At 68.2% G+C, this 22,586-nt stretch carries 22 protein-coding genes; 17 read left to right on the forward strand and 5 right to left on the reverse strand.

Going from position 1 to position 22,586, the window contains the following annotated elements; genetic code table 11:
- The first annotated feature begins 4 nt into the window (after positions 1-4).
- From efp to pyrF, 9 genes are all read left to right on the forward strand, one after another.
- On the forward strand, positions 5-568 hold the full coding sequence (gene efp / locus GR168_RS11040; protein WP_058250342.1) for an elongation factor P: 564 nt from the start codon (positions 5-7) through the stop codon (positions 566-568).
- Positions 569-571: 3 nt separating this feature from the next.
- Entirely contained in the window at positions 572-1,057 is a 486-nt protein-coding gene (gene nusB, locus GR168_RS11045) for a transcription antitermination factor NusB (RefSeq protein ID WP_058250343.1), read from the forward strand.
- 118 nt (positions 1,058-1,175) lie between these two features.
- Positions 1,176-1,760: a bifunctional pyr operon transcriptional regulator/uracil phosphoribosyltransferase PyrR gene (pyrR, locus tag GR168_RS11050; RefSeq protein ID WP_058250344.1), complete on the forward strand. Its 585-nt coding sequence runs from the start codon at positions 1,176-1,178 to the stop codon at positions 1,758-1,760.
- Positions 1,760-2,710 (forward strand): aspartate carbamoyltransferase catalytic subunit, encoded by a 951-nt coding sequence (locus GR168_RS11055; protein WP_159371899.1) that lies wholly within the window; start codon positions 1,760-1,762, stop codon positions 2,708-2,710. The genes pyrR and GR168_RS11055 overlap by 1 nt, the downstream gene beginning before the upstream one ends.
- A 31-nt stretch (positions 2,711-2,741) precedes the next feature.
- Positions 2,742-4,049, forward strand: coding sequence for a dihydroorotase (locus GR168_RS11060; RefSeq protein WP_137808796.1), 1,308 nt, complete (start codon positions 2,742-2,744; stop codon positions 4,047-4,049).
- Positions 4,046-4,681: a hypothetical protein gene (locus GR168_RS11065; protein WP_137808797.1), complete on the forward strand. Its 636-nt coding sequence runs from the start codon at positions 4,046-4,048 to the stop codon at positions 4,679-4,681. Before GR168_RS11060 ends, GR168_RS11065 begins: the two co-directional genes overlap by 4 nt.
- On the forward strand, positions 4,678-5,847 hold the full coding sequence (gene carA, locus GR168_RS11070; protein ID WP_137808798.1) for a glutamine-hydrolyzing carbamoyl-phosphate synthase small subunit: 1,170 nt from the start codon (positions 4,678-4,680) through the stop codon (positions 5,845-5,847). Before GR168_RS11065 ends, carA begins: the two co-directional genes overlap by 4 nt.
- A complete protein-coding gene (carB, locus tag GR168_RS11075) occupies positions 5,847-9,182 on the forward strand; it encodes a carbamoyl-phosphate synthase large subunit (RefSeq protein ID WP_159370726.1) in 3,336 nt (1,111 codons plus the stop codon). Before carA ends, carB begins: the two co-directional genes overlap by 1 nt.
- Entirely contained in the window at positions 9,179-10,009 is an 831-nt protein-coding gene (gene pyrF / locus GR168_RS11080; RefSeq protein ID WP_159370727.1) for an orotidine-5'-phosphate decarboxylase, read from the forward strand. The genes carB and pyrF overlap by 4 nt, the downstream gene beginning before the upstream one ends.
- Before the next feature lie 105 nt (positions 10,010-10,114).
- Here the strand turns inward: pyrF and GR168_RS11085 are convergent, their stop codons facing one another.
- The 5 genes from GR168_RS11085 to GR168_RS11105 all read right to left on the reverse strand — a co-directional run bounded on the left by GR168_RS11085 (position 10,115) and on the right by GR168_RS11105 (position 13,700).
- Positions 10,115-10,690, reverse strand: a complete 576-nt coding sequence (locus tag GR168_RS11085; RefSeq protein WP_159370728.1) for a hypothetical protein — start codon at positions 10,688-10,690, stop codon at positions 10,115-10,117.
- Entirely contained in the window at positions 10,687-10,905 is a 219-nt protein-coding gene (locus GR168_RS11090; protein ID WP_159370729.1) for a hypothetical protein, read from the reverse strand. Before GR168_RS11090 ends, GR168_RS11085 begins: the two co-directional genes overlap by 4 nt.
- Positions 10,906-11,045: 140 nt before the next feature.
- The gene (locus tag GR168_RS11095; protein WP_159371900.1) at positions 11,046-12,650 is read right to left on the reverse strand and encodes an IS1182 family transposase; all 1,605 of its coding nucleotides are present in this window, start codon (positions 12,648-12,650) and stop codon (positions 11,046-11,048) included.
- A gap of 65 nt (positions 12,651-12,715) precedes the next feature.
- On the reverse strand, positions 12,716-13,471 hold the full coding sequence (locus tag GR168_RS11100; protein ID WP_159370730.1) for a hypothetical protein: 756 nt from the start codon (positions 13,469-13,471) through the stop codon (positions 12,716-12,718).
- A 64-nt stretch (positions 13,472-13,535) separates the two neighbouring features.
- Complete coding sequence (locus tag GR168_RS11105) at positions 13,536-13,700, reverse strand: hypothetical protein (protein WP_159370731.1); 165 nt, start codon at positions 13,698-13,700, stop codon at positions 13,536-13,538.
- A gap of 615 nt (positions 13,701-14,315) precedes the next feature.
- On the opposite strand from GR168_RS11105, the gene mihF reads away from it, so the two are divergent.
- The 8 genes from mihF to GR168_RS11145 all read left to right on the forward strand — a co-directional run bounded on the left by mihF (position 14,316) and on the right by GR168_RS11145 (position 22,579).
- Positions 14,316-14,630 (forward strand): integration host factor, actinobacterial type, encoded by a 315-nt coding sequence (gene mihF, locus GR168_RS11110; protein WP_004021989.1) that lies wholly within the window; start codon positions 14,316-14,318, stop codon positions 14,628-14,630.
- A gap of 40 nt (positions 14,631-14,670) precedes the next feature.
- Positions 14,671-15,300 carry a guanylate kinase gene (gene gmk, locus GR168_RS11115; protein WP_137808803.1) on the forward strand — a complete coding sequence of 210 codons (630 nt, stop codon included), beginning with the start codon at positions 14,671-14,673 and terminating at the stop codon, positions 15,298-15,300.
- 41 nt (positions 15,301-15,341) lie between these two features.
- Positions 15,342-15,641: a DNA-directed RNA polymerase subunit omega gene (gene rpoZ / locus GR168_RS11120; RefSeq protein WP_159370732.1), complete on the forward strand. Its 300-nt coding sequence runs from the start codon at positions 15,342-15,344 to the stop codon at positions 15,639-15,641.
- Between the two features lie 12 nt (positions 15,642-15,653).
- Complete coding sequence (gene coaBC, locus GR168_RS11125; protein ID WP_068971593.1) at positions 15,654-16,925, forward strand: bifunctional phosphopantothenoylcysteine decarboxylase/phosphopantothenate--cysteine ligase CoaBC; 1,272 nt, start codon at positions 15,654-15,656, stop codon at positions 16,923-16,925.
- A gap of 83 nt (positions 16,926-17,008) precedes the next feature.
- On the forward strand, positions 17,009-18,220 hold the full coding sequence (gene metK, locus GR168_RS11130; protein WP_226514223.1) for a methionine adenosyltransferase: 1,212 nt from the start codon (positions 17,009-17,011) through the stop codon (positions 18,218-18,220).
- Between the two features lie 64 nt (positions 18,221-18,284).
- The gene (locus GR168_RS11135) at positions 18,285-20,249 is read left to right on the forward strand and encodes a primosomal protein N' (protein WP_159370734.1); all 1,965 of its coding nucleotides are present in this window, start codon (positions 18,285-18,287) and stop codon (positions 20,247-20,249) included.
- Positions 20,250-21,209, forward strand: a complete 960-nt coding sequence (gene fmt / locus GR168_RS11140) for a methionyl-tRNA formyltransferase (protein WP_159370735.1) — start codon at positions 20,250-20,252, stop codon at positions 21,207-21,209.
- Positions 21,206-22,579: a transcription antitermination factor NusB gene (locus GR168_RS11145; RefSeq protein ID WP_159370736.1), complete on the forward strand. Its 1,374-nt coding sequence runs from the start codon at positions 21,206-21,208 to the stop codon at positions 22,577-22,579. Before fmt ends, GR168_RS11145 begins: the two co-directional genes overlap by 4 nt.
- Positions 22,580-22,586: the final 7 nt, after the last annotated feature.

Here is a 22,586-nt window from a genome sequence, read left to right on the forward strand (position 1 = left end):
CCACATGGCATCCACCGCCGACTTCAAGAACGGCCTCGTGCTGCGCATGGACGACCAGCTCTGGCAGATCATGGAGTTCCAGCACGTCAAGCCGGGCAAGGGTCCCGCGTTCGTGCGCACCAAGATCAAGAACGTGCTGAGCGGCAAGACTGTCGACAAGACCTTCAACGCGGGCGTCAAGGTCGAGACCGCGACGGTCGACCGTCGCGACATGACCTTCCTCTACAACGACGGCACCGACTACGTGTTCATGGACGCGCAGGACTACGAGCAGTTCTCCCTGCCCCCGGCCACCGTCGGCGACGGCGCCCGCTTCCTGCTGGAGAACATGACCGTGCAGGTCTCGCTGAACGAGGGCAACCCGTTGTTCGTCGAACTGCCGGTCACGGTCGAGCTGATCGTCGCCCAGACCGATCCCGGACTCCAGGGCGACCGTTCCACCGGCGGCACCAAGCCCGCCACGCTCGAGACCGGCGCCGAGATCCAGGTTCCGCTGTTCATCAACACCGGTGACAAGCTCAAGGTCGATTCGCGCGACGGCAGCTATCTCGGCCGCGTCAACTCCTGACCTGTGAAACAACCCGGAACCCGACACAAGGCGCGGCGGCGCGCGGTGGACCTGCTCTTCGAGGCCGAGGCCAAGAAGGTCAGTCCCGCGCAGCTCGTCGCCGAACGTCGTGAATACGTCCGCTCGGACGAGAGCGTCGGCTCGATCCACGACTACACCGCGACCGTGATCCAGGGACTCGCCGAGGACCAGGGTCAGGTCGACGCGGTCATCTCGTCGTATCTGCGCGACTGGACCCTCGAACGTCTCCCGGCCGTCGATCGCGCCATCATGCGACTGGCGACGTGGGAGCTGTTCAACTCTCTCGACGTCGACACGATCGTCGTCGTCGACGAGGCGGTCGAACTCGCCAAAGAACTTTCGACCGACGACTCGCCGGCCTTCGTGAACGGCGTGCTGGCCAAGATCGCCGAGCTCGCGCCGCAGGTCCGCGCAGCCGCTTCCGCCGAACCCGGTGGGGCCGCACCCGGACGGCCGGAGCCCAACTGATCCGCACCGGGTGTGGCGTACGTCGCGGGAATTCGTCGGCGTCGCCGCCCGGTGTAGAGTGTCGCGAGACAGACATCCTTTAACGATCCGTCCTGCGAGGCGGAGAAGGAGGTCGGCCTTGGCCAGCCCCGCTCCCAGGGTGCTGCTCGATGCCGCCGACGTGTCGCGCACGATTGCCCGTGTCGCACATCAGGTCATCGAGAAGACTGCTCTGGACTCGCCCGACGCACCTCGCGTCGTCCTCATCGGAATCCCCACTCGCGGAACATCTCTCGCCACCCGGCTGGGTGCCAAGATCAGCGAGTTCGCGGGGGTCGACGTGCCGGTGGGTTATCTCGACATCACGCTCTACCGCGATGATCTGCGCGGCAAGCCACACCGCCCGCTCGAGCGGACGATGGTGCCGGCCGGTGGCGTCGACAGCGCCATCGTCATCCTCGTCGACGATGTCCTCTACTCCGGACGGACGGTCCGTGCCGCGCTCGATGCACTGCGTGATCTCGGTCGTCCTGCGGCCGTGCAACTCGCGGTCCTCGTCGACCGTGGCCATCGCGAACTCCCGTTGCGCGCAGACTATGTCGGCAAGAACATCCCGACGGCCCGCGACGAGCAGGTCTCGGTTCACCTCGTCGAACACGACGGCATCGACGAGGTCGTCCTCGCTTCCGCGTCGAGTTCGGTTGCCGCGGAGAGTGATTCATGATGCGGCATCTGCTGTCTACGCAAGACCTCAGCCGTGACGATGCCACCGCCCTCCTCGACGACGCCGAACGTTTCGAGCAGGCCCTGACCGGGCGTGAGGTTCGCAAACTGCCGACGCTGCGCGGTCGGACTGTGATGACCGTGTTCTACGAGAACTCCACCCGCACCCGGGTCTCCTTCGAAGTCGCGGGCAAGTGGATGAGTGCCGACGTCATCAACGTCAGTGCCTCCAGTTCCTCTGCGGGCAAAGGGGAGTCGTTGCGCGACACGGCCAAGACCCTGCACGCGGCGGGCGCCGACGCGCTGATCGTCCGGCATCCGGCGTCGGGTGCGCCGGCCCAGATCGCCGACTGGACGACCACGCCCGACGGTGACGGTCCCGCGGTGATCAACGCCGGCGACGGAACGCACGAGCATCCCACGCAGGCGCTCCTCGACGCGCTGACCCTGCGACAGCGGCTCGGTTCGCTCGAGGGCAGGCGGATCGCGATCGTCGGCGACATCATCCACTCCCGCGTCGCTCGGTCGAACGCCCACCTGCTCTCGACGCTCGGCGCCGAGGTCGTACTGGTGGCGCCCCCGACGCTGCTGCCGGTCGGGGTGGACCAGTGGCCGGTGAGCGTCTCGGGAAGTCTGGACGCCGAACTGCCGGCCGTCGACGCCGTCATGATGCTCCGCGTCCAGGCCGAACGCATGAACGGCGGGTTCTTCCCGAGTGCCCGCGAGTACTCGGTCCGCTTCGGGCTCAACGACCGGCGACTGGGATTGCTGCACGACGACGCCGTGGTCCTGCATCCCGGACCGATGTTGCGCGGTATGGAGATCGGCTACTCGGTGGCCGATTCGCCGAAGGCGACCGTGCTGGAGCAGGTCCGCAACGGCGTTCACGTCCGCATGGCGGTTCTGTTCCGGCTGCTGGTCGGTTCCGATTCCGCGGGTGCCCACCTATGACCGCCCATGACATCGTGTCAGGAGATGTGAAGTGACCGCCCGCACCGGATCCGTTCTTCTCCGCGCCGTTCGTCCATACGGCGAGGGTGACCCGATCGACGTCCTCGTAGTCGACGGCATCATCAGCGAGATCGGCCATCAGGTCACCGCACCCGAGGACACCGACGTCCTCGACGGCAAAGGTGGCGTGCTGCTGCCGGGGTTCGTCGACCTCCACACCCACCTGCGGGAGCCGGGCCGCGAGGACACCGAGACCATCCGGTCGGGTTCGGCGGCCGCCGCGCTCGGCGGTTACACCGCGGTCTTCGCGATGGCCAACACCAGCCCGGTGGCCGACAACTCGACCGTCACCGACAACGTGTGGCGGTCCGGACGTGAGGTCGGACTCGTCGACGTGTACCCGGTCGGCGCCGTGACCGTGGGTCTGGCCGGCAAGCAGCTCGCCGAGATGGGCATGATGGCCGCCGGTGCCGCGGGCGTACGGATGTTCAGCGACGACGGCAAGTGCGTCGACGATCCGCTCCTGATGCGCCGCGCGCTCGAGTACGCAACCGGGCTCGGCGTCCTCATCGCACAGCACGCCGAGGAGCCGCGACTGACCGTCGGAGCCGTCGCCAACGAGGGGCCCACGGCCTCGCGCCTCGGGCTGGCGGGCTGGCCGCGTGCGGCCGAGGAGTCGATCGTCATCCGCGACGCCCTGCTCGCACGCGACGCGGGTGCGCGCATCCACATCTGTCACGCCTCGACCGAGGGCACCGTCGAACTGCTGCGCTGGGCCAAGGACCAGGGGATTGCGATCACCGCCGAAGTGACCCCGCATCACCTGCTGCTCGACGACTCGCGGCTCGAGACGTACGACCCGGTCAACAAGGTGAATCCGCCGCTGCGCGAGGTCCGCGACAAGCAGGCATTGCGACAGGCGCTGGCCGAGGGGATCGTCGACTGTGTGGCCACCGACCACGCCCCGCACGCCGCGCAGGAGAAGTGCTGCGAGTTCGCCCAGGCCAAGCCCGGGATGCTCGGCCTGCAGACCGCATTGCCGATCATCGTCGAGACCCTCGTGAAGCCCGGCCTGCTCGACTGGCGCGGCGTCGCGCGTGTGATGAGCGAGCGGCCCGCGCAGATCGTCGAACTGACTGATCAGGGCCGTCCGATCGAGGTCGGCGAGCCGGCGAACCTGGCCGTCGTCGATCCGGACACGTCCTGGGTGGTGCACGGTCCCGAGCTGGCAAGCCTCTCGGACAACACCCCGTTCGAGTCGATGACCATGCCCGCCACCGTCACCGCGACCGTGCTGCGTGGCGTGGTGACGGCCCACGACGGGCAGGTGACCCCATGACCGCGAGACCCAGGCGTGGACTGGTACCGGCGATCCTCGCGGTGCTGGTGGTCGCCTCGGTGGTCGCGTCGCTGCTCGGATACGGCAAAATCGTCTTCAACGCCTGGTTCATCGGCGTGGTCGCACTGCTCGCCCTCGGGGTGGCGTCGGTGTTCTACCTGCTGGCAACCGGGAATCGGAAGAAGACCGCGGCGCAGGCCGACGTGATCGGCACGCTTCCGACGATCCCCACCGAGCCGGGCGCGGTACTCAGAGGTCCAGATACCGGCCTCTACCTCGGCAGCACCATCGCGCCGAGCTGGCAGAACCGGGTGACCGTCGGCGACATCGGCGACCGGGCGTCCTCGGTGCTGACCGAGTTCGAGAGGGGCATCCTCATTGCGCGTCAGGGAGCCAGTGACCTCTGGATTCCCCGGGAATCGATCACCGCGGTCCGGACCGAACGCGGCATCGCGGGCAAGGTGATGACCGCCGACGGCGTCCTCGCCATCCGCTGGGTCCTGCCCAGCGGCACCGAGATCGACTCCGGGGTGCGCGCCGACGACAAAACGATCTACCCCGGCTGGGTGAGCGCCTTCGCCGGGACGCATGACAGTGGCCACGGGCCACAGGGACAAGGGGCACAGGAATGAACACAGCGGTCTTGGTGCTGGAGAACGGCCAGGTGTTCACCGGCCGGAGCTTCGGCGCAGTCGGCGAGACCCTTGGCGAGGCGGTGTTCTGCACCGCGATGACCGGCTATCAGGAAACCCTGACCGATCCGAGCTACCACCGGCAGATCGTGGTCGCCACGGCGCCGCAGATCGGCAACACCGGCTGGAACACCGAGGACGGCGAGAGCACGGGCAGCGCCGGGAGCACCGGAGTCGACGGTGACTCGGGCAAGATCTGGGTCGCGGGGTATGCGGTTCGCAACCCCACCCGACGCGTCTCCAACTGGCGCGCGACGACCTCTCTCGAAGAGGAGCTGGACCGTCAGGGCATCGTCGGGATCGGCGGTATCGACACCCGCACCGTGGTGCGCATCCTCCGCGACCACGGGTCGATGAAGGCCGGGATCTTCTCCGGCCCGGCGCTCGCCGACACCGACGAACTCGTCGCCCGCGTGCGCAACCAGCCGGACATGAAGGGCGCCCGGCTGGCCGACGAGGTCACCACCGACAGCGGTTACGTGGTCGAACCCCTCGACCAGCATCGGTTCACGGTGGCCGCCATCGACCTGGGCATCAAGACCAACACGCCGCGGATGTTCGCCGAACGCGGCGTCCGCACCCACGTGCTGCCCGCGACCGTCGCGCTCGACGCCATCGCCGACCTCAAACCCGACGGGGTGTTCCTCTCGAACGGTCCCGGCGACCCGGCCACGGCCGACGACATCGTCGAACTCACCCGCGGGGTGCTCGGCCAGGACATCCCGCTCTTCGGCATCTGCTTCGGCAACCAGATCCTGGGCCGCGCGCTCGGCCGGTCGACCTACAAGATGAAGTTCGGCCACCGGGGCATCAACATCCCGGTCGTCGACCACGCCACCGGCAAGGTCTCGATCACCTCGCAGAACCACGGCTTCGCGCTCGAAGGCGAGGCGGGCGAGGAGTTCGACTCCGACTTCGGCCGCGCCCGGGTCAGCCATGTCTGCGCCAACGACGGCACCGTGGAGGGCGTCGAGCTGCTCTCCGGTCGCGCCTACTCGGTGCAGTACCACCCCGAGGCGGCCGCCGGTCCCCACGACGCCGCGTATCTGTTCGACAAGTTCGTCACCCTGCTCGAAGGGGACAAGTCCCAAGGAGCGAGTGCCTGATGCCGCGCCGCGAAGACATCAACCACGTCCTGGTCATCGGGTCCGGGCCGATCGTGATCGGTCAGGCCTGCGAGTTCGACTACTCCGGCACGCAGGCCTGCCGGGTCCTCAAGGCCGAGGGCCTGCGGGTCAGCCTGGTCAACTCGAACCCGGCCACGATCATGACCGATCCGGAGTTCGCCGACGCCACCTACATCGAGCCGATCACGGCCGAGTACGTGGAGAAGGTCATCGAGGCCGAGCGCGACGCCGGGCATCCCATCGACGCCGTGCTGGCGACCCTCGGCGGTCAGACCGCGCTCAACACCGCTGTCGCACTGCACGATCGCGGCTCGCTGGAGAAGTACGGCATCGAGCTGATCGGCGCCGACTTCGACGCCATCCAGCGCGGCGAGGACCGGCAGATGTTCAAGGACATCGTCGAGAAGGTCGGCGGGGAGAGCGCGCGGTCCCGCGTCTGCCACACGATGGACGAGGTGCGGGACACCGTCGCCGAGCTCGGGTTCCCGGTCGTCGTCCGGCCGTCGTTCACCATGGGCGGTCTCGGCTCGGGCATGGCCTACGACGACGAGGACCTCGACCGGATCGCGGGCGGCGGTCTCGCCGCCTCCCCGACGGCGAACGTCCTCATCGAGGAGTCGATCCTCGGGTGGAAGGAGTACGAGCTCGAGCTCATGCGCGACAACCGCGACAACGTGGTGGTCGTCTGCTCGATCGAGAACCTCGACCCGGTCGGCGTCCACACCGGTGACTCGGTGACCGTCGCCCCGGCGATGACGCTCACCGACCGCGAGTACCAGATCATGCGCGACCTCTCCATCGACATCCTGCGCGAGGTCGGCGTCGACACCGGCGGTTGCAACATCCAGTTCGCCCAGGACCCCCGCGACGGCCGCCTCGTCGTCATCGAGATGAACCCGCGCGTGTCGCGGTCGTCGGCGCTCGCGTCGAAGGCCACCGGCTTCCCGATCGCCAAGATCGCCGCGAAGCTCGCCATCGGGTACAGCCTCGACGAGATCGTCAACGACATCACCAAGGAGACGCCGGCCTGTTTCGAGCCGACGCTCGACTACGTCGTGGTGAAGGCTCCGCGGTTCGCGTTCGAGAAGTTCCCGGGCGCCGATGACACGCTGACCACCACGATGAAGTCGGTGGGCGAGGCCATGAGCCTCGGCCGCAGCTTCGCCGAGGCGCTCGGCAAGGTCATGCGGTCGCTGGAGACGAAGGCCGGCGGCTTCTGGGCCGAGCCCAACCGCCCTGACCCGGCGACCGTCGACCTGCCCGCACTGCTCGAGGACATCAAGACCCCGCGCGACGGCCGGTTGTACAAGCTGATGCTCGCCTTCGAGGCCGGCGCGACGATCGAGGACCTCTACGAGGCCACTGCGATCGATCCCTGGTTCCTCGCCGAGATCGGCGGGATCGCCGCGCTCGGAGCGGAGATCCGCGACGCCGACACACTGGACGAGCCGTTGCTGCGCGAGGCCAAGTCCACCGGCTTCTCCGACCGTCAGATCGCCGCTCTGCGTTCGGATTTCGCCGACGAGGCAGCCGTTCGCGCCCACCGGATCGGGCTGGGCGTACGGCCGGTCTACAAGACCGTCGACACCTGCGCGGCCGAGTTCGAGGCGAAGACGCCGTACCACTACTCGAGCTACGAACTCGACCCCGGGGCGACCAGTGAGATCGCGCCCCAGACGGAGCGCCCCAAGGTCCTGATCCTCGGTTCGGGCCCCAACCGCATCGGTCAGGGCATCGAGTTCGACTACTCGTGCGTGCACGCCGCATTGACCCTGTCGGACGCCGGATACGAGACCGTCATGGTCAACTGCAACCCGGAGACGGTGTCCACCGACTACGACACCGCCGACCGTCTCTACTTCGAGCCGCTGACGTTCGAGGACGTCCTCGAGGTCTACCACGCCGAATCGGAGTCGGGCACCGTCGAAGGTGTCATCGTCCAGCTCGGCGGCCAGACGCCGCTCGGTCTCGCGCACCGTTTGGAGGAGGCCGGGGTGCCGATCGTCGGCACCAGCCCGGCGGCCATCGACCTCGCCGAGGATCGCGGCGAGTTCGGCAAGGTGCTGACCGCCGCCGGACTACCGGCCCCGGCGTTCGGTACCGCGACGAGCTTCGACGAGGCCCGCGACACCGCCGCCCGGATCGGGTACCCGGTGCTCGTCCGGCCGTCGTACGTCCTCGGTGGACGCGGCATGGAGATCGTCTACGACGAGAAGTCCCTGGAGGACTACATCTCTCGCGCGACCGAGCTGACCCCGGACCACCCGGTACTGGTCGACCGGTTCCTCGAAGACGCGGTGGAGATCGACGTCGACGCCCTCTGCGACGGCGACGAGGTCTACATCGGCGGCGTGATGGAACACATCGAAGAGGCCGGAATCCACTCCGGAGACTCGGCGTGCGCGTTGCCGCCGGTCACTCTCGGCCGCGCCGACCTCGAGATGGTGCGGACCTCGACCGAGGCGCTGGCCAGGGGCATCGGCGTCAAGGGTCTGCTCAACGTCCAGTACGCGCTCAAGGACGACATCCTCTACGTGCTCGAGGCCAACCCGCGTGCGAGCCGGACGGTCCCGTTCGTCTCCAAGGCCACCGCGGTGCCCCTGGCCAAGGCGTGTGCGCGCGTCATGCTCGGCGCGTCGATCGCCGATCTGCGGGAGCAGGGCATCCTGCCCGCCACCGGCGACGGCGGAGAGGCTCCGGCGACGGCGCCGATCTCGGTGAAGGAAGCGGTCCTGCCGTTCAATCGGTTCCGTCGCCATGACGGCAGCGGGGTCGACAACCTGCTGAGCCCCGAGATGAAGTCGACCGGCGAGGTCATGGGCATCGACGCCGACTTCGGTCGCGCATTCGCCAAGTCGCAGACCGCCGCCTACGGCTCGCTCCCGACCAGCGGCAAGATCTTCGTGTCGGTGGCCAACAAGGACAAGCGGGCGCTGATCTTCCCGGTGAAGCACCTCGCCGACCTGGGGTTCGACATCCTGGCCACCGAGGGGACCGCGGACGTGTTGCGCCGCAACGGGATCAAGTGCGAGACGGTGCGCAAGCACTTCGAGGCCGCCGAGGGTCAGCGCACGATCGTCGACATCATCCGCGCCGGCGAGGTGACGATGGTGATCAACACCCCGTATGGCAACTCGGGGCCCCGCGTCGACGGCTACGAGATCCGGAGCGCCGCGGTGTCGGTGAACATCCCGTGTATCACCACGGTGCAGGGTGCCTCGGCCGCCGTGCAGGGCATCGAGGCCGCGTTGACCGGCGACATCGGGGTGCGGTCGCTGCAGAACCGGCACGCCGACCTGGCCGGCCGCTCGTGACGGACGCGTCCGGGTTCGGCGGCCGCTACACGAAGGCGGTCGCCGAGCGCGGGCGTCTGTGCGCCGGGATCGATCCCCACGCCGCGTTGCTCGAGGAGTGGGGCCTCTCGGTGGACATCGACGGCCTGTCGGCGTTCGCCGACATCTGCGTCGAGGCGCTGGGTCCGGTGGCCGCCGTCATCAAACCTCAGGTCGCGTTCTTCGAGCCGTTCGGTTCCGCGGGTTTCGCGGTACTGGAACGCGTCATCGCGGGCTGCCGCGAGGCGGGCGCCCTCGTCATCGCCGACGCCAAGCGCGGTGACATCGGTTCGACGATGGCCGCCTACGCGCAGGCCTGGTTGTCCGAGTCGTCGCCGCTGTGCGCCGACTCGGTCACCGCGTCTCCCTACCTGGGATACGAATCCCTGCGCCCTGCACTGGATCTCGCGCGGTCCGGCGAGCGCGGCGTCTTCGTGCTGGCGCGGACGTCGAACCCGGAGGGCGGCGAGCTCCAGCGGGCGCAGGTGGGGGAGCGGACGGTCGCGCAATCGATCGTCGACGCCGCGGCCGCCGAGAATACGGACGGGACCGCGACCGTCGGTCTGGTCGTCGGGGCGACACGTGAGCACGGGCTCGATCTCGCCGGCCTCCGCGGCCCGATCCTGGCCCCCGGGCTGGGTGCCCAGGGTGCGACGGCCGCCGACCTGCCGATTGTGTTCGAGGGGGCCGACCCGGCCTGGGTGCTGCCCGCCAGTTCGCGCGGCGTGCTCCGAGCCGGGCCCGATCCCATCGCCCTGCGCGACGCTTTCGTCCGCGCCCGGGACGAGGTCGAGGCCGCGCTGGGCTGAGGTGCGGTCAGGAGTCGCGGGTTCGGGAGACAACCGGCGGTCGCCACGGCGAGGCCCGCTCCGGCGACCGCCAGTATCGACGACGATCGAATCGATCGATGCGGATCACTGCCCACCGGCGATAACTCTCCGCAGCACCGGCCGTTTGATCGACGTATCCGAATAGAGGGTTTCGTCACGACCGAGCGCTGCGATCTCATCGGGCGCGATGACAGGCTGGGATCCCGCACCTGCCGTTTGTACCGGATTCGGTCCGTTGAAGAAGACGTAGTAGCCGTCCGAGCCGCGGTCGGGATCGCTCGTACTGAACCCTCGGTAGCAGATGTTGGTCGTACCGGCCGCGGCGTTGAGCACTGAGCTGTCACTGGACATTGCGATGTAGATGAGGCGGTCCCAACGTCCGGATGGGGACCAGCCCGCGCGTCGGGCTATGTCGTCCAGACTTGTCGTGATGCCGGCGGTCGCTGCGAGTTCGTCAGCCACCCTGAAGAAGTCGGCCGACGGACCCAATGGGGCATCGTTGCTCCACAGGAAGAACTCGCGCGAGCACTCCTCCTGGGGCTTTTCGCCGAGCCTCGGGATCGGAAGGCACGCGGCCGCACCCAGGGCGGTCATCACAATGACGACGACGAGTGTCACACTGCGGATGCGTTGTGCAGTGAGCGTAATCTGCCCGGTCACGTGGTCGGCGCCGGCAACGGGATGTCTGTCTTCAACGCAATTCCTGTCTCATGTTTCGCGACCTTGTCGCTCCACTCGATCTCTCCGTTCTCGTCCAAGACGACCGTGCGGCCTTCGGTTATGGCTTTGTCCACCAGCTCGGCGAGCCTTTGCGGGTCTGCGTCCGGATTCTCGGTCGCGATCCGTCGTCCCACCTCGTTGTTGTAGAGATCCATGGCCTCACGGCTGGCTGGGTTTCCGCCTAGGAGCCTGCTGAATTAGGGTCCAGCCTGGGTTGAGGTTCCTGCTGCGGGGATGTGTCGGTTCCGGGGTGTGGTCGTGGTGATCGATCTAGGTGGGGCGGCGGTGCCGCGGTTCAGGCGGTGGCCAGTGTCCAGGTGCCGTTGGTGGTAGTCAGTCCGAGGGTGATCAGGCGGCGTAGGTTGATCGCGGCGGCGCGGTGGTGCAGCCAGTTGTTGTTGCGTTCGATTCCACGGTAGGGCACCCGCCGGTTACCGCGGGTGAGCCAGGCAATCGTCCGTTCGACCATGGGTCGATGCTGGCGGTAGGTGTCGGCAATAGTGTTGTCAGAGAAGTGTTGTCGGTGTTCGCGCTGGAGTTGGTGGTGTTCGCCGAAACTGATTTTGCGTCCACGAACCGCGGTGGTGCACCGTGCCCGAAGTGGGCAGTCTTGGCAGGCCGCACCGTAGGTGACGTGGCCTTTCGCGCTGACCGGTCGGGTCAGGTTGTTGGGGCAGGTCAATGTGTTCGAGTCGGCGTCGAAGGTGAAATCGTCGACGACGAAACCACCAGCAACCGCCGGCATGTGTGGCTTGGGTTTGATCACCGCGTTCCATCGTGTCCGCGCCAGCGTGGCCAGCATGTCACCGGAGGCATACGCTGAATCACCCAGCACCTCACGATCGTCGGCGTCGTCGGCGACGGTCGGATCGCTCAGCAACAACCGTGCCCCGACTGCTCCGTCGGAAGTGTCCGGACCAGCGGCTTTGGTCATCTCGATCGCGGTGACCAACCCGGTCTCCGGTTCATTGACGATGTGGCCCTTGAACCCGTCCTGCTGGCGTGCCCGGGTTTTGTGGGCGTGCCGGGTGTCGGTATCGACGGTGGAGATCACCCGGTCCGGGGCGGTCCGGGGCGCGATGCGCCAGCGTCCGTCGGTGCCATCAGAACCTGGTGCCGGTTCCACATCCTGGCCGGTCACCAATGCCAGCAATGCCACCGCCTGCGCCTGGGCCTGGTTACTCGGTTCCTTGTCGATGGCCTCGAGGTCCAGACCGTCGAGCACGGCCAACCCATCTTCGACAAGGGCGCTGATCAGGTCCTGTTGAGCACACTCATCATCCCAGGCGATCCGCGGCTTGCCGGGCCGGTCATAGCCGCCGCCGGTCAACGCGGCCAGACGAGTCGCGTGCTGCTCGACCACCACCGCACCACCGTCGACCTCTCGGGCGACCCGCCGGATCGCCGCGATCACCTGGGTGATGGCGTCCTGGCGGGCCACCGCGTCATCGAAGATCGTCGAATCCAGCGCTCGACGACTCTTACCCGCGAGCACCCCGGTGGTGGTGATGACCTCGCGTACCACCTCGAAAATGCGGTGCGGCCGATCGCTGGCTGCCAGTCGCCGACGCCAGTACGTCAGAGTCGACGGATGAAAACCTTTGTTACCCAACACGAATCCACACGCCGCTTTCCACCGCAGATCGAAAGTGACCGCATCAGCGGCTTCGCGATCGGACAAACCCTGCAGCGTTTGCAGCACGATCACCGACGCCATCGTGGCCGGCGGGATCGACGGACGGCCCCGGCCGCTGGGAAACAGGTCCGCGAACATCTCCGCAGGAAACAACTGCTCGCGATGAGCAGCCAAAAACGCGAACACACTGCCCTCGGCCAGCAAATGCCCGACGACCGAGTTCACATCCAGAAACTCACCCTGACGATCCGGCTCACCCTGCATACCCACCAGGATCCCAGCCCACCAGGCAAACCCGCTCACCCCACACCGAAACGACACCGACTATTTCAGCAGTCTCCTAGGCCTTCATGAGCAGTCGCGAACCTCGTCGTCCACTCCTGACCGAAACGGTCGGTCATGAGCGCGTTCCAATACGTGTGGCGGAACGCGTCACCGTGGCCGTCTGCCAGTGAGTTCTCCCGCCTGTCACGATTCGGATGCCGTGCGGTGGCAACGGCATCCGCCTTCCACTGGATCTGGAAGAAGTCGTAGACGGCTCGCCAGCCCGTCACCGGTGTCGCCCCCATCTCGGCGAGCATGGTGACTTCCTCGGGCGTCATGAGGGTGGGCTTGCACGTCGGATCGAACCTGCGGATCGTGTCGAGCAGGTCGCCCGAGGGCCACAGTCGCGCTCCGCCCTTGGACGCGTCGACCTGATACTCGCGCAGGATCTCGGCGAGCCGGGGATCGGAGTGGTGACCCGCCGCTCCTGCTTTCATGGAGTCGGGGAGTTTCTCGAGGATCCGTCGCAGCCCTTCGGACCCGACCTTGTCGATCTCGTCGATGCGCCGCAGAGAACCGCGGATCTCCTTAATGAGGTAGCTCTCCAGTGACTCCTTCTGCACGATCTTGACCTGGTAGGCCAACTTCCAGGTCTTCAGCCATTCGAGGTTCGACTTCGTCGAGTAGACCTCCCCGTCACCGGCGACGGCGAGTTCGAACTCCGAGCCGAGTGCCTCGGCCTTCTTCGACCTCACGTTGGCGATCTCGCCCTCCATCGACGCCAAGAGGGAATCGAACTTCCCGGCCAGCGACTCGATCACGGTGGCACTGCGATCGGCAGCGTCCGCGTGCGCGTTCGACGACTCCCGGGCGTCCCGTCCGCCGTCACTGCGCCAGGTACTCCAGTGAGCCGTCGAAGGTCGTTGCAGCTGCTCTGGCCGTACCCCTCAAGTCGGCGGACTTCGACGTCAACCGGCCACTGACCGTCTTCGCGCTGCCGAAGTCCCACGCCAGCACCTTCTCGACGGTGTACGCGACTTCATCCGACACCGCTCAGCCTCCCGCACGCATCTTCTCGCCCAGTTCGCGCACCCGCGCCGGAACCACCTTCATCAACCGCCCCCGATCAGCTACTTCCCCGAAAGTCAGATCATGCTAGCCGCGTGCACCGACGACGGCGGGCAGCTCTCCCCAGGGATGCCGTGGGACCGCCCGCGACACGCGCGGTGCCTCGGCCCAATCCCAGAATTTCCGGCCACATCACTGGTGTCACACGCGTCTCAGTCGAGGGACGTCCGGGCGAGAGGTCGTTCGCTTTGCTATCGACCACCTTGTCGCACGATGTTGCCCTGACCTGCGAGAATGTCACGAAACACGTAGTCAGCGCGGTGGGGGAGGCACTGAATCGGTGCTGTGCTCCCGTAAACGCACACGAGGCCCTACAACATGAGAAAACGCTCCGAAAACGGGGGGTCGCACTCGCAAATGCCTGCTCACGTGGGTACGGTCGCATTCGCCGCCAACATTTTGATGGCGTCGGCCGGGTGCAGACCCGGCTGACAGGCCGGCGATGGCGATCCAGCCGCGGTCGCACGGCAACAGAGCCTCGGACGCCCCCGGGCGAACGATGCAGTCCCACTCGAGAACGAAAGACGGAGGAACCCCGTGGCCCTTCCCCAGTTGACCGATGAGCAGCGCGCCGCTGCGTTGGAGAAGGCAGCTGCCGCTCGTCGCGTCCGCGCGGAGCTCAAGGAGCGCCTCAAGCGCGGTGGCACCGATCTCCAGCAGGTGCTCAAGGATGCCGAGAACGACGAGATCCTGGGCAAGATGAAGGTCTCGGCCCTGCTCGAGGCCCTGCCCAAGGTCGGCAAGGTCAAGGCGCAGGAGATCATGACCGAGCTCGAGATCGCCCCGACCCGCCGCCTGCGTGGTCTCGGCGACCGTCAGCGCAAGGCTCTGCTCGAGAAGTTCAGCTCCTGAGCGTGAGCAACCGAACCGGATACGGCAGCGGAACGAACCCGTGGACGCGGCGGTGAACCACCGCCCGGACCACGAGGGAACCGGACGCACGAGGGGTCGACTGATCGTTTTGGTCGGCCCCTCGGCCGTCGGCAAGTCCACCGTGGTCGCGAGGGTCTGCGCCGCGGTACCCGATGTCTACTTCAGCGTCTCGGCGACAACCCGGGACCCACGGCCCGGCGAGGTCGACGGCCGCGACTACCACTTCGTGTCCGCGGGCGACTTCGACAAGATGATCGCCGCCGACGAACTCCTGGAATGGGCCGAGATCCACGGCGGGCTGCAGCGCTCGGGCACCCCCATCGCCCCTGTGCTCGCCGCTCTGGAAGCCGGCAAACCGGTTCTGGTCGAGGTCGACCTGGTCGGTGCGCGCAACGTGGTGGCCCGGCTCCCCGAGGCGATCACCGTCTTTCTCGCGCCGCCCAGCTGGGACGAACTCGTCGCCCGCCTGACCGGGCGGGCCACCGAGACGCCCGAGGCGATCGAGCGCCGACTCGCCACCGCGCGCACCGAGATGGCCGCGCAGGACGAGTTCGACCACGTCATCGTGAACAGCGAAGTCGACCGCGCCGTCGATGAGTTGGTATCCTTGCTGGTCGGACCTGAACAGCCGGCCGCATCCGCGACCTGACCGGCCCTTTCCGACACCCAGACCTCGACGCAGGAGTTCGTGTGAGCACCCCGACCAATTTCGACATCACCGAGATCGCCGACGCACCGGCCTACGACACGCCGCTGGGGATCACCAATCCGCCGATCGATGATCTCCTCGACCGCGCGTCGTCGAAGTACGCACTCGTCATCTACGCAGCCAAGCGTGCGCGCCAGATCAACGACTACTACAACCAGCTCGGCGACGGCATCCTCGGGTATGTCGGCCCGCTGGTCGAGCCCGGCCTCCAGGAGAAGCCGCTGTCGATCGCGATGCGTGAGATCCACTCCGACCTGCTCGAGCACACCGAGGGCGAATAGTCGTCGTCGGTGATGACCAAACCGACCGGAACCCGGCGACGCATCCTGATCGGCGTCGGCGGCGGGATCGCGGCCTACAAGGTCTGCTCGGTGATCCGACACTTCACCGAGTCCGGCCATGACGTCCGCGTCGTGCCGACCCCGGCTGCGCTCGAGTTCGTCGGCAAGGCGACCTTCGAGGCGCTGAGCGGTAACCCCGTCTCCACGACCGTGTTCGACGACGTCGACGAGGTCGCGCACGTCCGGCTCGGGCAGGGGGCGGACCTCGTGGTCATCGCCCCGGCCACCGCCGACCTCATGGCCCGCGCCGCACAGGGGCGTGCCGACGACCTGCTGACCGCGTCGCTGCTGACTGTGCGGTGCCCGGTGCTGTTCGTGCCCGCGATGCACACCGAGATGTGGGAGCACCCCGCCACGCAGGCCAACATCGCAACGCTGCGGTCGCACGGCTCGGTCGTGATGACACCCGCGTCGGGCCGTCTCACCGGCACCGACTCGGGCCGCGGTCGTCTACCGGATCCTCAGGAGATCGCCCTGGTGGGCGAGCTGTTGCTCGATCGCGCCGACGCACTCCCGTACGACCTTGCCGGCGTCCGCGTGCTCATCAGCGCCGGCGGCACCCGGGAACCGCTCGACCCGGTCCGGTATCTCGGCAATCACAGCTCCGGCAAGCAGGGCTTCGCGCTGGCCCGCGCCGCGGCCCAACGCGGCGCGAGCGTCACCGTCGTCGCCGGGTCCACCGCCGACCCGGGCGACCCGGCCGGGGTCACCATCGTGCGGATCTCGACCGCCGAGCAACTCGCCGACGAGATGACCAAGCGCGCCGCCGACGCCGATGTCGTGATCATGGCCGCCGCGGTCGCCGACTTCCGACCGGTTGCGGTCGCCGAGTCGAAGATCAAGAAGGGCGACGAGGGGCCGGCGCCGATCCACCTCACCACCAATCCCGACATCCTGCGCGGACTCGTCACCGCACGCGACGAGGGCCGCATTCCCACTGCCACCGTGATCGTCGGGTTCGCCGCCGAGACCGGCGACGAGACCGGCGGTGTCCTCGACCACGGCCGCGCCAAGCTCGCCCGCAAGGGCTGCGACCTCCTCGTCGTCAACGCCGTCGGCGACGGCAAGGCCTTCGGGACCGAGGACAACACCGGCTGGTTGCTCGCCGCCAACGGCGACGAGACCGCCTTGCCCTTCGGGTCGAAAACACTCATGTCGAGTCGGATACTTGACGAAGTGCGGCAACTGGTGCCTGATGGTCGAGGAGCTCGACCGACCGATTAGGTTGGAAACATCCCCGGCCAGTCGGACTGGCCGACACCGCCAGCGGCGCGGCGACCATCGACGCGCGTAGATCTCGAGAGGATCTGATGACCACCTCGTCACGCCTGTTCACGAGCGAATCCGTCACCGAGGGACACCCCGACAAGATCTGTGACGCGATCAGCGACTCGATTCTCGACGCCATCCTCACCGACGATCCGAAGGCGCGTGTCGCAGTCGAGACCCTCGTGACCACCGGACAGGTGCACGTCGCCGGCGAGGTCACGACCACCGCCTACGCCGACATCCCCAAGATCGTTCGCGACAAGGTCCTGGAGATCGGGTACGACTCGTCGACGAAGGGCTTCGACGGCGCATCGTGCGGCGTGAACGTCGCCATCGGTGCGCAGTCCCCGGACATCGCGGGTGGCGTCTTCAACTCGCACGAGAGCCGCAGCGGCATCTCGGAGGACGAGATCGACAGCCAGGGTGCCGGCGATCAGGGCCTCATGTTCGGCTACGCCACAAACGAGACCCCGGAACTCATGCCGGTTCCCATCGCGCTGGCCCACCGCCTGTCGCGGCGCCTCACCGAGGTGCGCAAGAACGGCACGCTCCCGTACCTGCGCCCCGACGGCAAGACGCAGGTCACCATCGAATACGACGGTGACACCCCGGTCCGCCTCGACACCGTGGTCCTGTCGACGCAGCATGCCGCCGACATCGACCTCGACAATCTCCTCGCGCCGGACATCAAGAAGCAGGTCGTCGACGCGGTGCTCGCCGAGATCGATCTGCCGACCCTCGACACCACCGACTACCGTCTGCTGGTCAACCCGACCGGCAAGTTCGTCCTCGGCGGCCCGATGGGTGACGCCGGCCTGACCGGCCGCAAGATCATCGTCGACACCTACGGCGGCATGGCCCGTCACGGCGGCGGCGCGTTCTCCGGCAAGGACCCGTCGAAGGTCGACCGCAGCGCGGCCTACGCGATGCGCTGGGTGGCCAAGAACGCCGTGGCCGCGGGACTGGCGAACCGCATCGAGGTCCAGGTCGCCTACGCGATCGGCAAGGCCGCACCGGTCGGCCTGTTCGTCGAGACGTTCGGCACCGAGAACGTCGATCCGACTGTCATCGAGCGGGTCATCACCGAGAACTTCGACCTGCGTCCGCTCGCGATCATCCGCGACCTCGACCTGCTGCGCCCGATCTACGCACCGACCGCCGCGTACGGCCACTTCGGTCGCACCGACGTCGACCTGCCGTGGGAGCGGACCGACCGCGCGGAGAAGCTGCGGGCCGCCGCGGGTCTGTAGACCCTCTGCGGAAGTACTCTCACTGACACCCAAAGGAGCACGGGTCCCGGCCGCCGAGCTGCCGGTGGCCCGTGTTCTTCCTGTTCTGGGGCTCGCTCACCTCGACCGTCCCTTCGATTACCTGATCGACGTCGACCAGGACGAGGACGCGCAGCCCGGTGTTCGTGTCCGCGTGCGATTCTCGGGTCGGCTCGTCGACGGCTACCTCCTCGAGCGCATCGAGAAGAGCGATCATCCCGGCAAGCTGGGCTGGCTCGACCGGGTCGTGTCCGCCGAGCCGGTACTGACCCGGCAGCTGGCGACGCTGTGCCGTGCGGTGGCCGATCGGTACGCGGGCACGATGGGCGACGTCGTGCGCCTGGCCATACCGCCGCGGCATGCGCGCACCGAGAAGGAGACGACGCCCGACCCGGCCGCTGTCGTCGAATCGCCCGGCCTCGCCGACTGGCATCGGTATGCCCTGGCCGACTCCTACGTGGAGAACCTGGCCGACAGTCATCCGCGGGCCGTCTGGCAGGCCCTACCGGGGGAGGACTGGCCGCGCCGTCTCGCCGAACTCGCCGCGGCGACCCTCGCAGGGGGACGCGGGTGCATCCTCGTCGTTCCCGATCAGCGTGATCTCGATCGGGTGTGGGCCGAGTGTGAGCCGTTGATCGGCGACCGTGGGGTCGCGCTGTCCGCCGGACTCGGACCCACCGCGCGCTACCGCCGATGGCTGGCCGTGCGCCGCGGTGCCGCGCAGCTGGTGATCGGTACCCGAAGCGCGGTGTTCGCGCCGGTCAAGGACCTGGGCCTGGTCGTCGTGTGGGATGACGGCGACGACAGCATGGCCGACCCACGGGCGCCCTACCCGCATCCCCGCGAGGTGGCGGTGCTGCGGTCGCACCACGAGCGGTGCGGCCTGCTGCTCGGCGGGTTCGCCCGGACCGCCGAGGCGCAGGCGCTGGTGGTCTCGGGCTGGGCGCACGACCTCGTCGCCGACCGCACGACGGTCCGCACCCGCAGCCCCCGTGTCCAGGCGATCTCCGACGACGACCGGCAGATCGCACGCGACCCCATGGCCCGGTCGGCGCGCATCCCCGAAGTCGCGTTCGACGCGGCGCGGTCGGCGTTCGCCGCCGATCGTCCGGTGATCTTCAGCGTCCCGCGCCGGGGTTACGTGCCGTCGCTCGCATGCACCCGCTGCCGCGAACACGCGCGGTGCCGGGCCTGTCACGGACCGTTGCAGCTCGATGCCGACCAACGACTGAGCTGCCGCTGGTGCGGACGGCCCGAACGGTCCTTCCGGTGCCCGGAGTGCGGCAACACCTCGGTGCGCGCGACGGTGACCGGTGCACGCCGGACCGCCGAGGAGCTGGGACGAGCCTTCGCCGGCGTGCCGGTGCTGACCAGCGGCGGCAATACGATCCTCGACGAGATCGAACCCGGCGCACGGCTCGTCGTCGCGACGCCCGGCGCGGAACCGGTGGCCCCGGGCGGATACGGCGCCGCGATCGTCGTCGACACTTGGGCACAGCTCGACCGGGCCGACCTGCGTGCCGAAGAGCACGCGGTCCGGCGGTGGATGGCGCTCGCCGCGATGGTGACCCCGCACGGTGACGGTGGGCGAGTGGTGATCGTCGCCGATTCGGCGCTCGCACCCGTGCAAGCCCTGATCCGTTGGGACCCGGTGGGTTTCGCCTCGATCCAGTTGCAACAGCGCGTGGAACTCGGATTCCCCCCGGCGGTGACGATGGCCTCGGTCGACGGGCCGACCGGGGTGATCACCGACTTCGTCGAGCACCTCGAGTTACCCTCCGACGCCGATGTTCTCGGCCCGGTGCCGTTGCCGCCCGGCGTCCGCCCACCGGCCGGCAGTGCCGAGTGGGAGGCCGCCGCGGACGACGAGATGGATCGCATCCTGGTGCGGTTGCCGCGCAAGCACGGACGGCTCCTCGCCGAGGCGCTCGTCGCGGGCCAGGTGCGCCGCAACACACATCGACAGACCGGGCCGATCCGGGTGCAGATCGACCCGCCTACGATCGGATGAATGCGCATCGTTTTCGCCGGGACCCCCGAGGTCGCCGTGCCGTCGTTGCAGGCCCTCATCGACTCGCCATCGCATGAGGTGGTCGGGGTCATCACCCGGCCCGACGCCGTGTCCGGCCGCGGCCGCAAGGTGATGCGGTCACCGGTCGGACAACTCGCCGACGAGCGTGCGCTCGAGGTGATCACCCCGCGCCGGTTGTCGGAGCCGGAGGTCGACGACGTGCTCCGGCGCTGGGCTCCCGACTGCGGTGCCGTCGTGGCCTACGGCGGGCTCGTACCGCCCGGACTGCTGGACCTGCCATCCCACGGTTGGATCAATCTGCACTTCTCGGTGCTGCCCGCCTGGCGGGGTGCCGCTCCGGTCCAGGCCGCCATCGCCGCCGGCGACGAGGTGACCGGGGCCAGCACGTTCCGGCTCGAGAAGGGTCTCGACACCGGTCCGGTCTTCGGGGTGCTCACCGAGACCATCCGACCCACCGACACCAGCGGTGATCTACTCGGGCGTCTTGCCGATGCCGGGTCGGGACTGTTGCTGTCCACGCTCGACGGCCTCGAGGCCGGTGAACTCGCCCCCGAACCGCAGCCGACCACGGGGGTGAGCCACGCGCCCAAGGTCGAGGTCGAGGACGCGCGGATCCGCTGGGAACTGCCGGCACACATCATCGATCGCCTGGTTCGCGCGTACACACCAGCACCCGGACCGTGGACCAGCCTCGACGACGCGCGGATCAAGGTCGGGCCGGTGTCGGTCGCGTCGGCCGACGATCCCGGTCTGCCCGATGCGGCGCGGGACGGCGGCCTGGCGCCCGGTGCACTCGCCGTCACGAAGAAGGCGGTGTTCGTCGGAACCGGTTCGCAGCCGGTCAAACTCGGCACCGTACAGCCGCCGGGGAAGAAGCCCATGCCCGCCGCCGACTGGGCTCGTGGCGCGCGCCTGACCGACGGGACGGTCCTGGGATGAGCGGCAAGTTCCGGCAGAAGGACCTCGATCCCGCGCGCGTGGCCGCCCGCGACACCCTCCGCGCAGTGCGCGAACGCGACGCGTATGCCAACCTCGTCCTGCCGAAGATGCTGCGCGACAGAAAGATCGAGGGACGAGACGCTGCCTTCGCCACCGAGCTGGCCTACGGGGCCGCGCGGGCCCAGGGTCTACTCGACGCGGTGATCTCCTCCGCCGCGAAACGGCCGGTCGCCGACATCGACGGCACGGTGCTCGACGTCCTGCGGCTCGGCACCTATCAGCTGTTGCGGACGAGGGTCGGCGCACATGCGGCGGTCTCCACGTCGGTTGACCTGGTGCGCGCCGAGAACGGGATGGGGCCTTCGGGTTTCGTGAACGCGGTGCTGCGCAAGGTCTCCCAGAAGGACGAGGACATGTGGGTGGAGGAGCTCGCACCGTCGCCCGCGGACGATCTCGTCGGCTATCTCGCCTTCCAGTACGCACATCCGCGCTGGATCGCGGAGGTGTTCCGCGACGCTCTCGGTGGTTCGGCGGGACAGCTGCAGGCGGCACTCGCCGCCGACGACGAGCGGCCGCCTGTGCATGTCGTCGCTCGTCCGGGGTTCATGACCGCCGAGGAACTCGCCCTCACCAGCGAGGGGGAGGTCGGCGACTACTCCCCGTACTGCGTGTACCTGCCTGGTGGCGATCCCGGCGACGTCGCCGCAATCCGTGAGGGGTACGCGGGTGTCCAGGACGAGGGCAGTCAGCTGATCGCCCGTGCGGTGACCGTGGCCGAGGTCGCCGACGACGGTGGGCGGTGGCTCGACATGTGCGCCGGCCCCGGCGGGAAGGCCGCCCTCATCGGTTCGCTCGCCGAGATCGACGGTGCCCGACTCGATGCGATCGAGGTGTCCGAGCATCGCGCCGGCCTGATCCGCAAGGTCGTGTCCGACCTCCCGGTCACCATCCATGTCGCCGACGCCCGGTCGAGTGGGCTCGACGCCGGTTATGACCGCATCCTGCTCGACGCCCCGTGCTCGGGGCTGGGCTCGCTGCGCCGACGTCCCGAATCCCGCTGGCGCCGGACCACTGCCGACGTCGACGAACTCGTCGTCCTGCAGAAGGAGCTCCTCGCCGAAGCGCTGCGCCTGGTGAAACCCGGTGGCATCGTGGTCTATTCGACGTGTTCACCGCACCCGGCGGAGACGACGGCGGTGGTGGCCGACGTCCTGGCGTCGACGGACGGTGTGCGCCAACTCGATGCCCGCCCCTTGGTGACGGTGGGCAAGCTCGGCCCGGACCTGTTGGGCGACGGACCCCACGTTCAACTCTGGCCGCATGTCCACGGCACCGACGCCATGTTCCTGGCGGCGTTGACGCGGGACTAGTTCCGGG

This window comes from Gordonia sp. JH63, assembly GCF_009856645.1.
Taxonomy (GTDB): domain Bacteria; phylum Actinomycetota; class Actinomycetes; order Mycobacteriales; family Mycobacteriaceae; genus Gordonia; species Gordonia hongkongensis.

What these genes read in the sequence shown, in the direction of transcription:
- GR168_RS11145 (WP_159370736.1), top strand. Translation starts at nt 21,206, where the DNA reads ATGAGCGGCAAGTTCCGGCAGAAGGACCTCGATCCCGCGCGCGTGGCC.
- GR168_RS11065 (WP_137808797.1), top strand. Translation starts at nt 4,046, where the DNA reads ATGACCGCGAGACCCAGGCGTGGACTGGTACCGGCGATCCTCGCGGTG.
- efp (WP_058250342.1), top strand. Translation starts at nt 5, where the DNA reads ATGGCATCCACCGCCGACTTCAAGAACGGCCTCGTGCTGCGCATGGAC.
- carB (WP_159370726.1), top strand. Translation starts at nt 5,847, where the DNA reads ATGCCGCGCCGCGAAGACATCAACCACGTCCTGGTCATCGGGTCCGGG.
- GR168_RS11090 (WP_159370729.1), bottom strand. Translation starts at nt 10,905, where the DNA reads ATGGATCTCTACAACAACGAGGTGGGACGACGGATCGCGACCGAGAAT.
- fmt (WP_159370735.1), top strand. Translation starts at nt 20,250, where the DNA reads ATGCGCATCGTTTTCGCCGGGACCCCCGAGGTCGCCGTGCCGTCGTTG.
- GR168_RS11055 (WP_159371899.1), top strand. Translation starts at nt 1,760, where the DNA reads ATGCGGCATCTGCTGTCTACGCAAGACCTCAGCCGTGACGATGCCACC.
- carA (WP_137808798.1), top strand. Translation starts at nt 4,678, where the DNA reads ATGAACACAGCGGTCTTGGTGCTGGAGAACGGCCAGGTGTTCACCGGC.
- GR168_RS11095 (WP_159371900.1), bottom strand. Translation starts at nt 12,650, where the DNA reads ATGCAGGGTGAGCCGGATCGTCAGGGTGAGTTTCTGGATGTGAACTCG.
- coaBC (WP_068971593.1), top strand. Translation starts at nt 15,654, where the DNA reads ATGACCAAACCGACCGGAACCCGGCGACGCATCCTGATCGGCGTCGGC.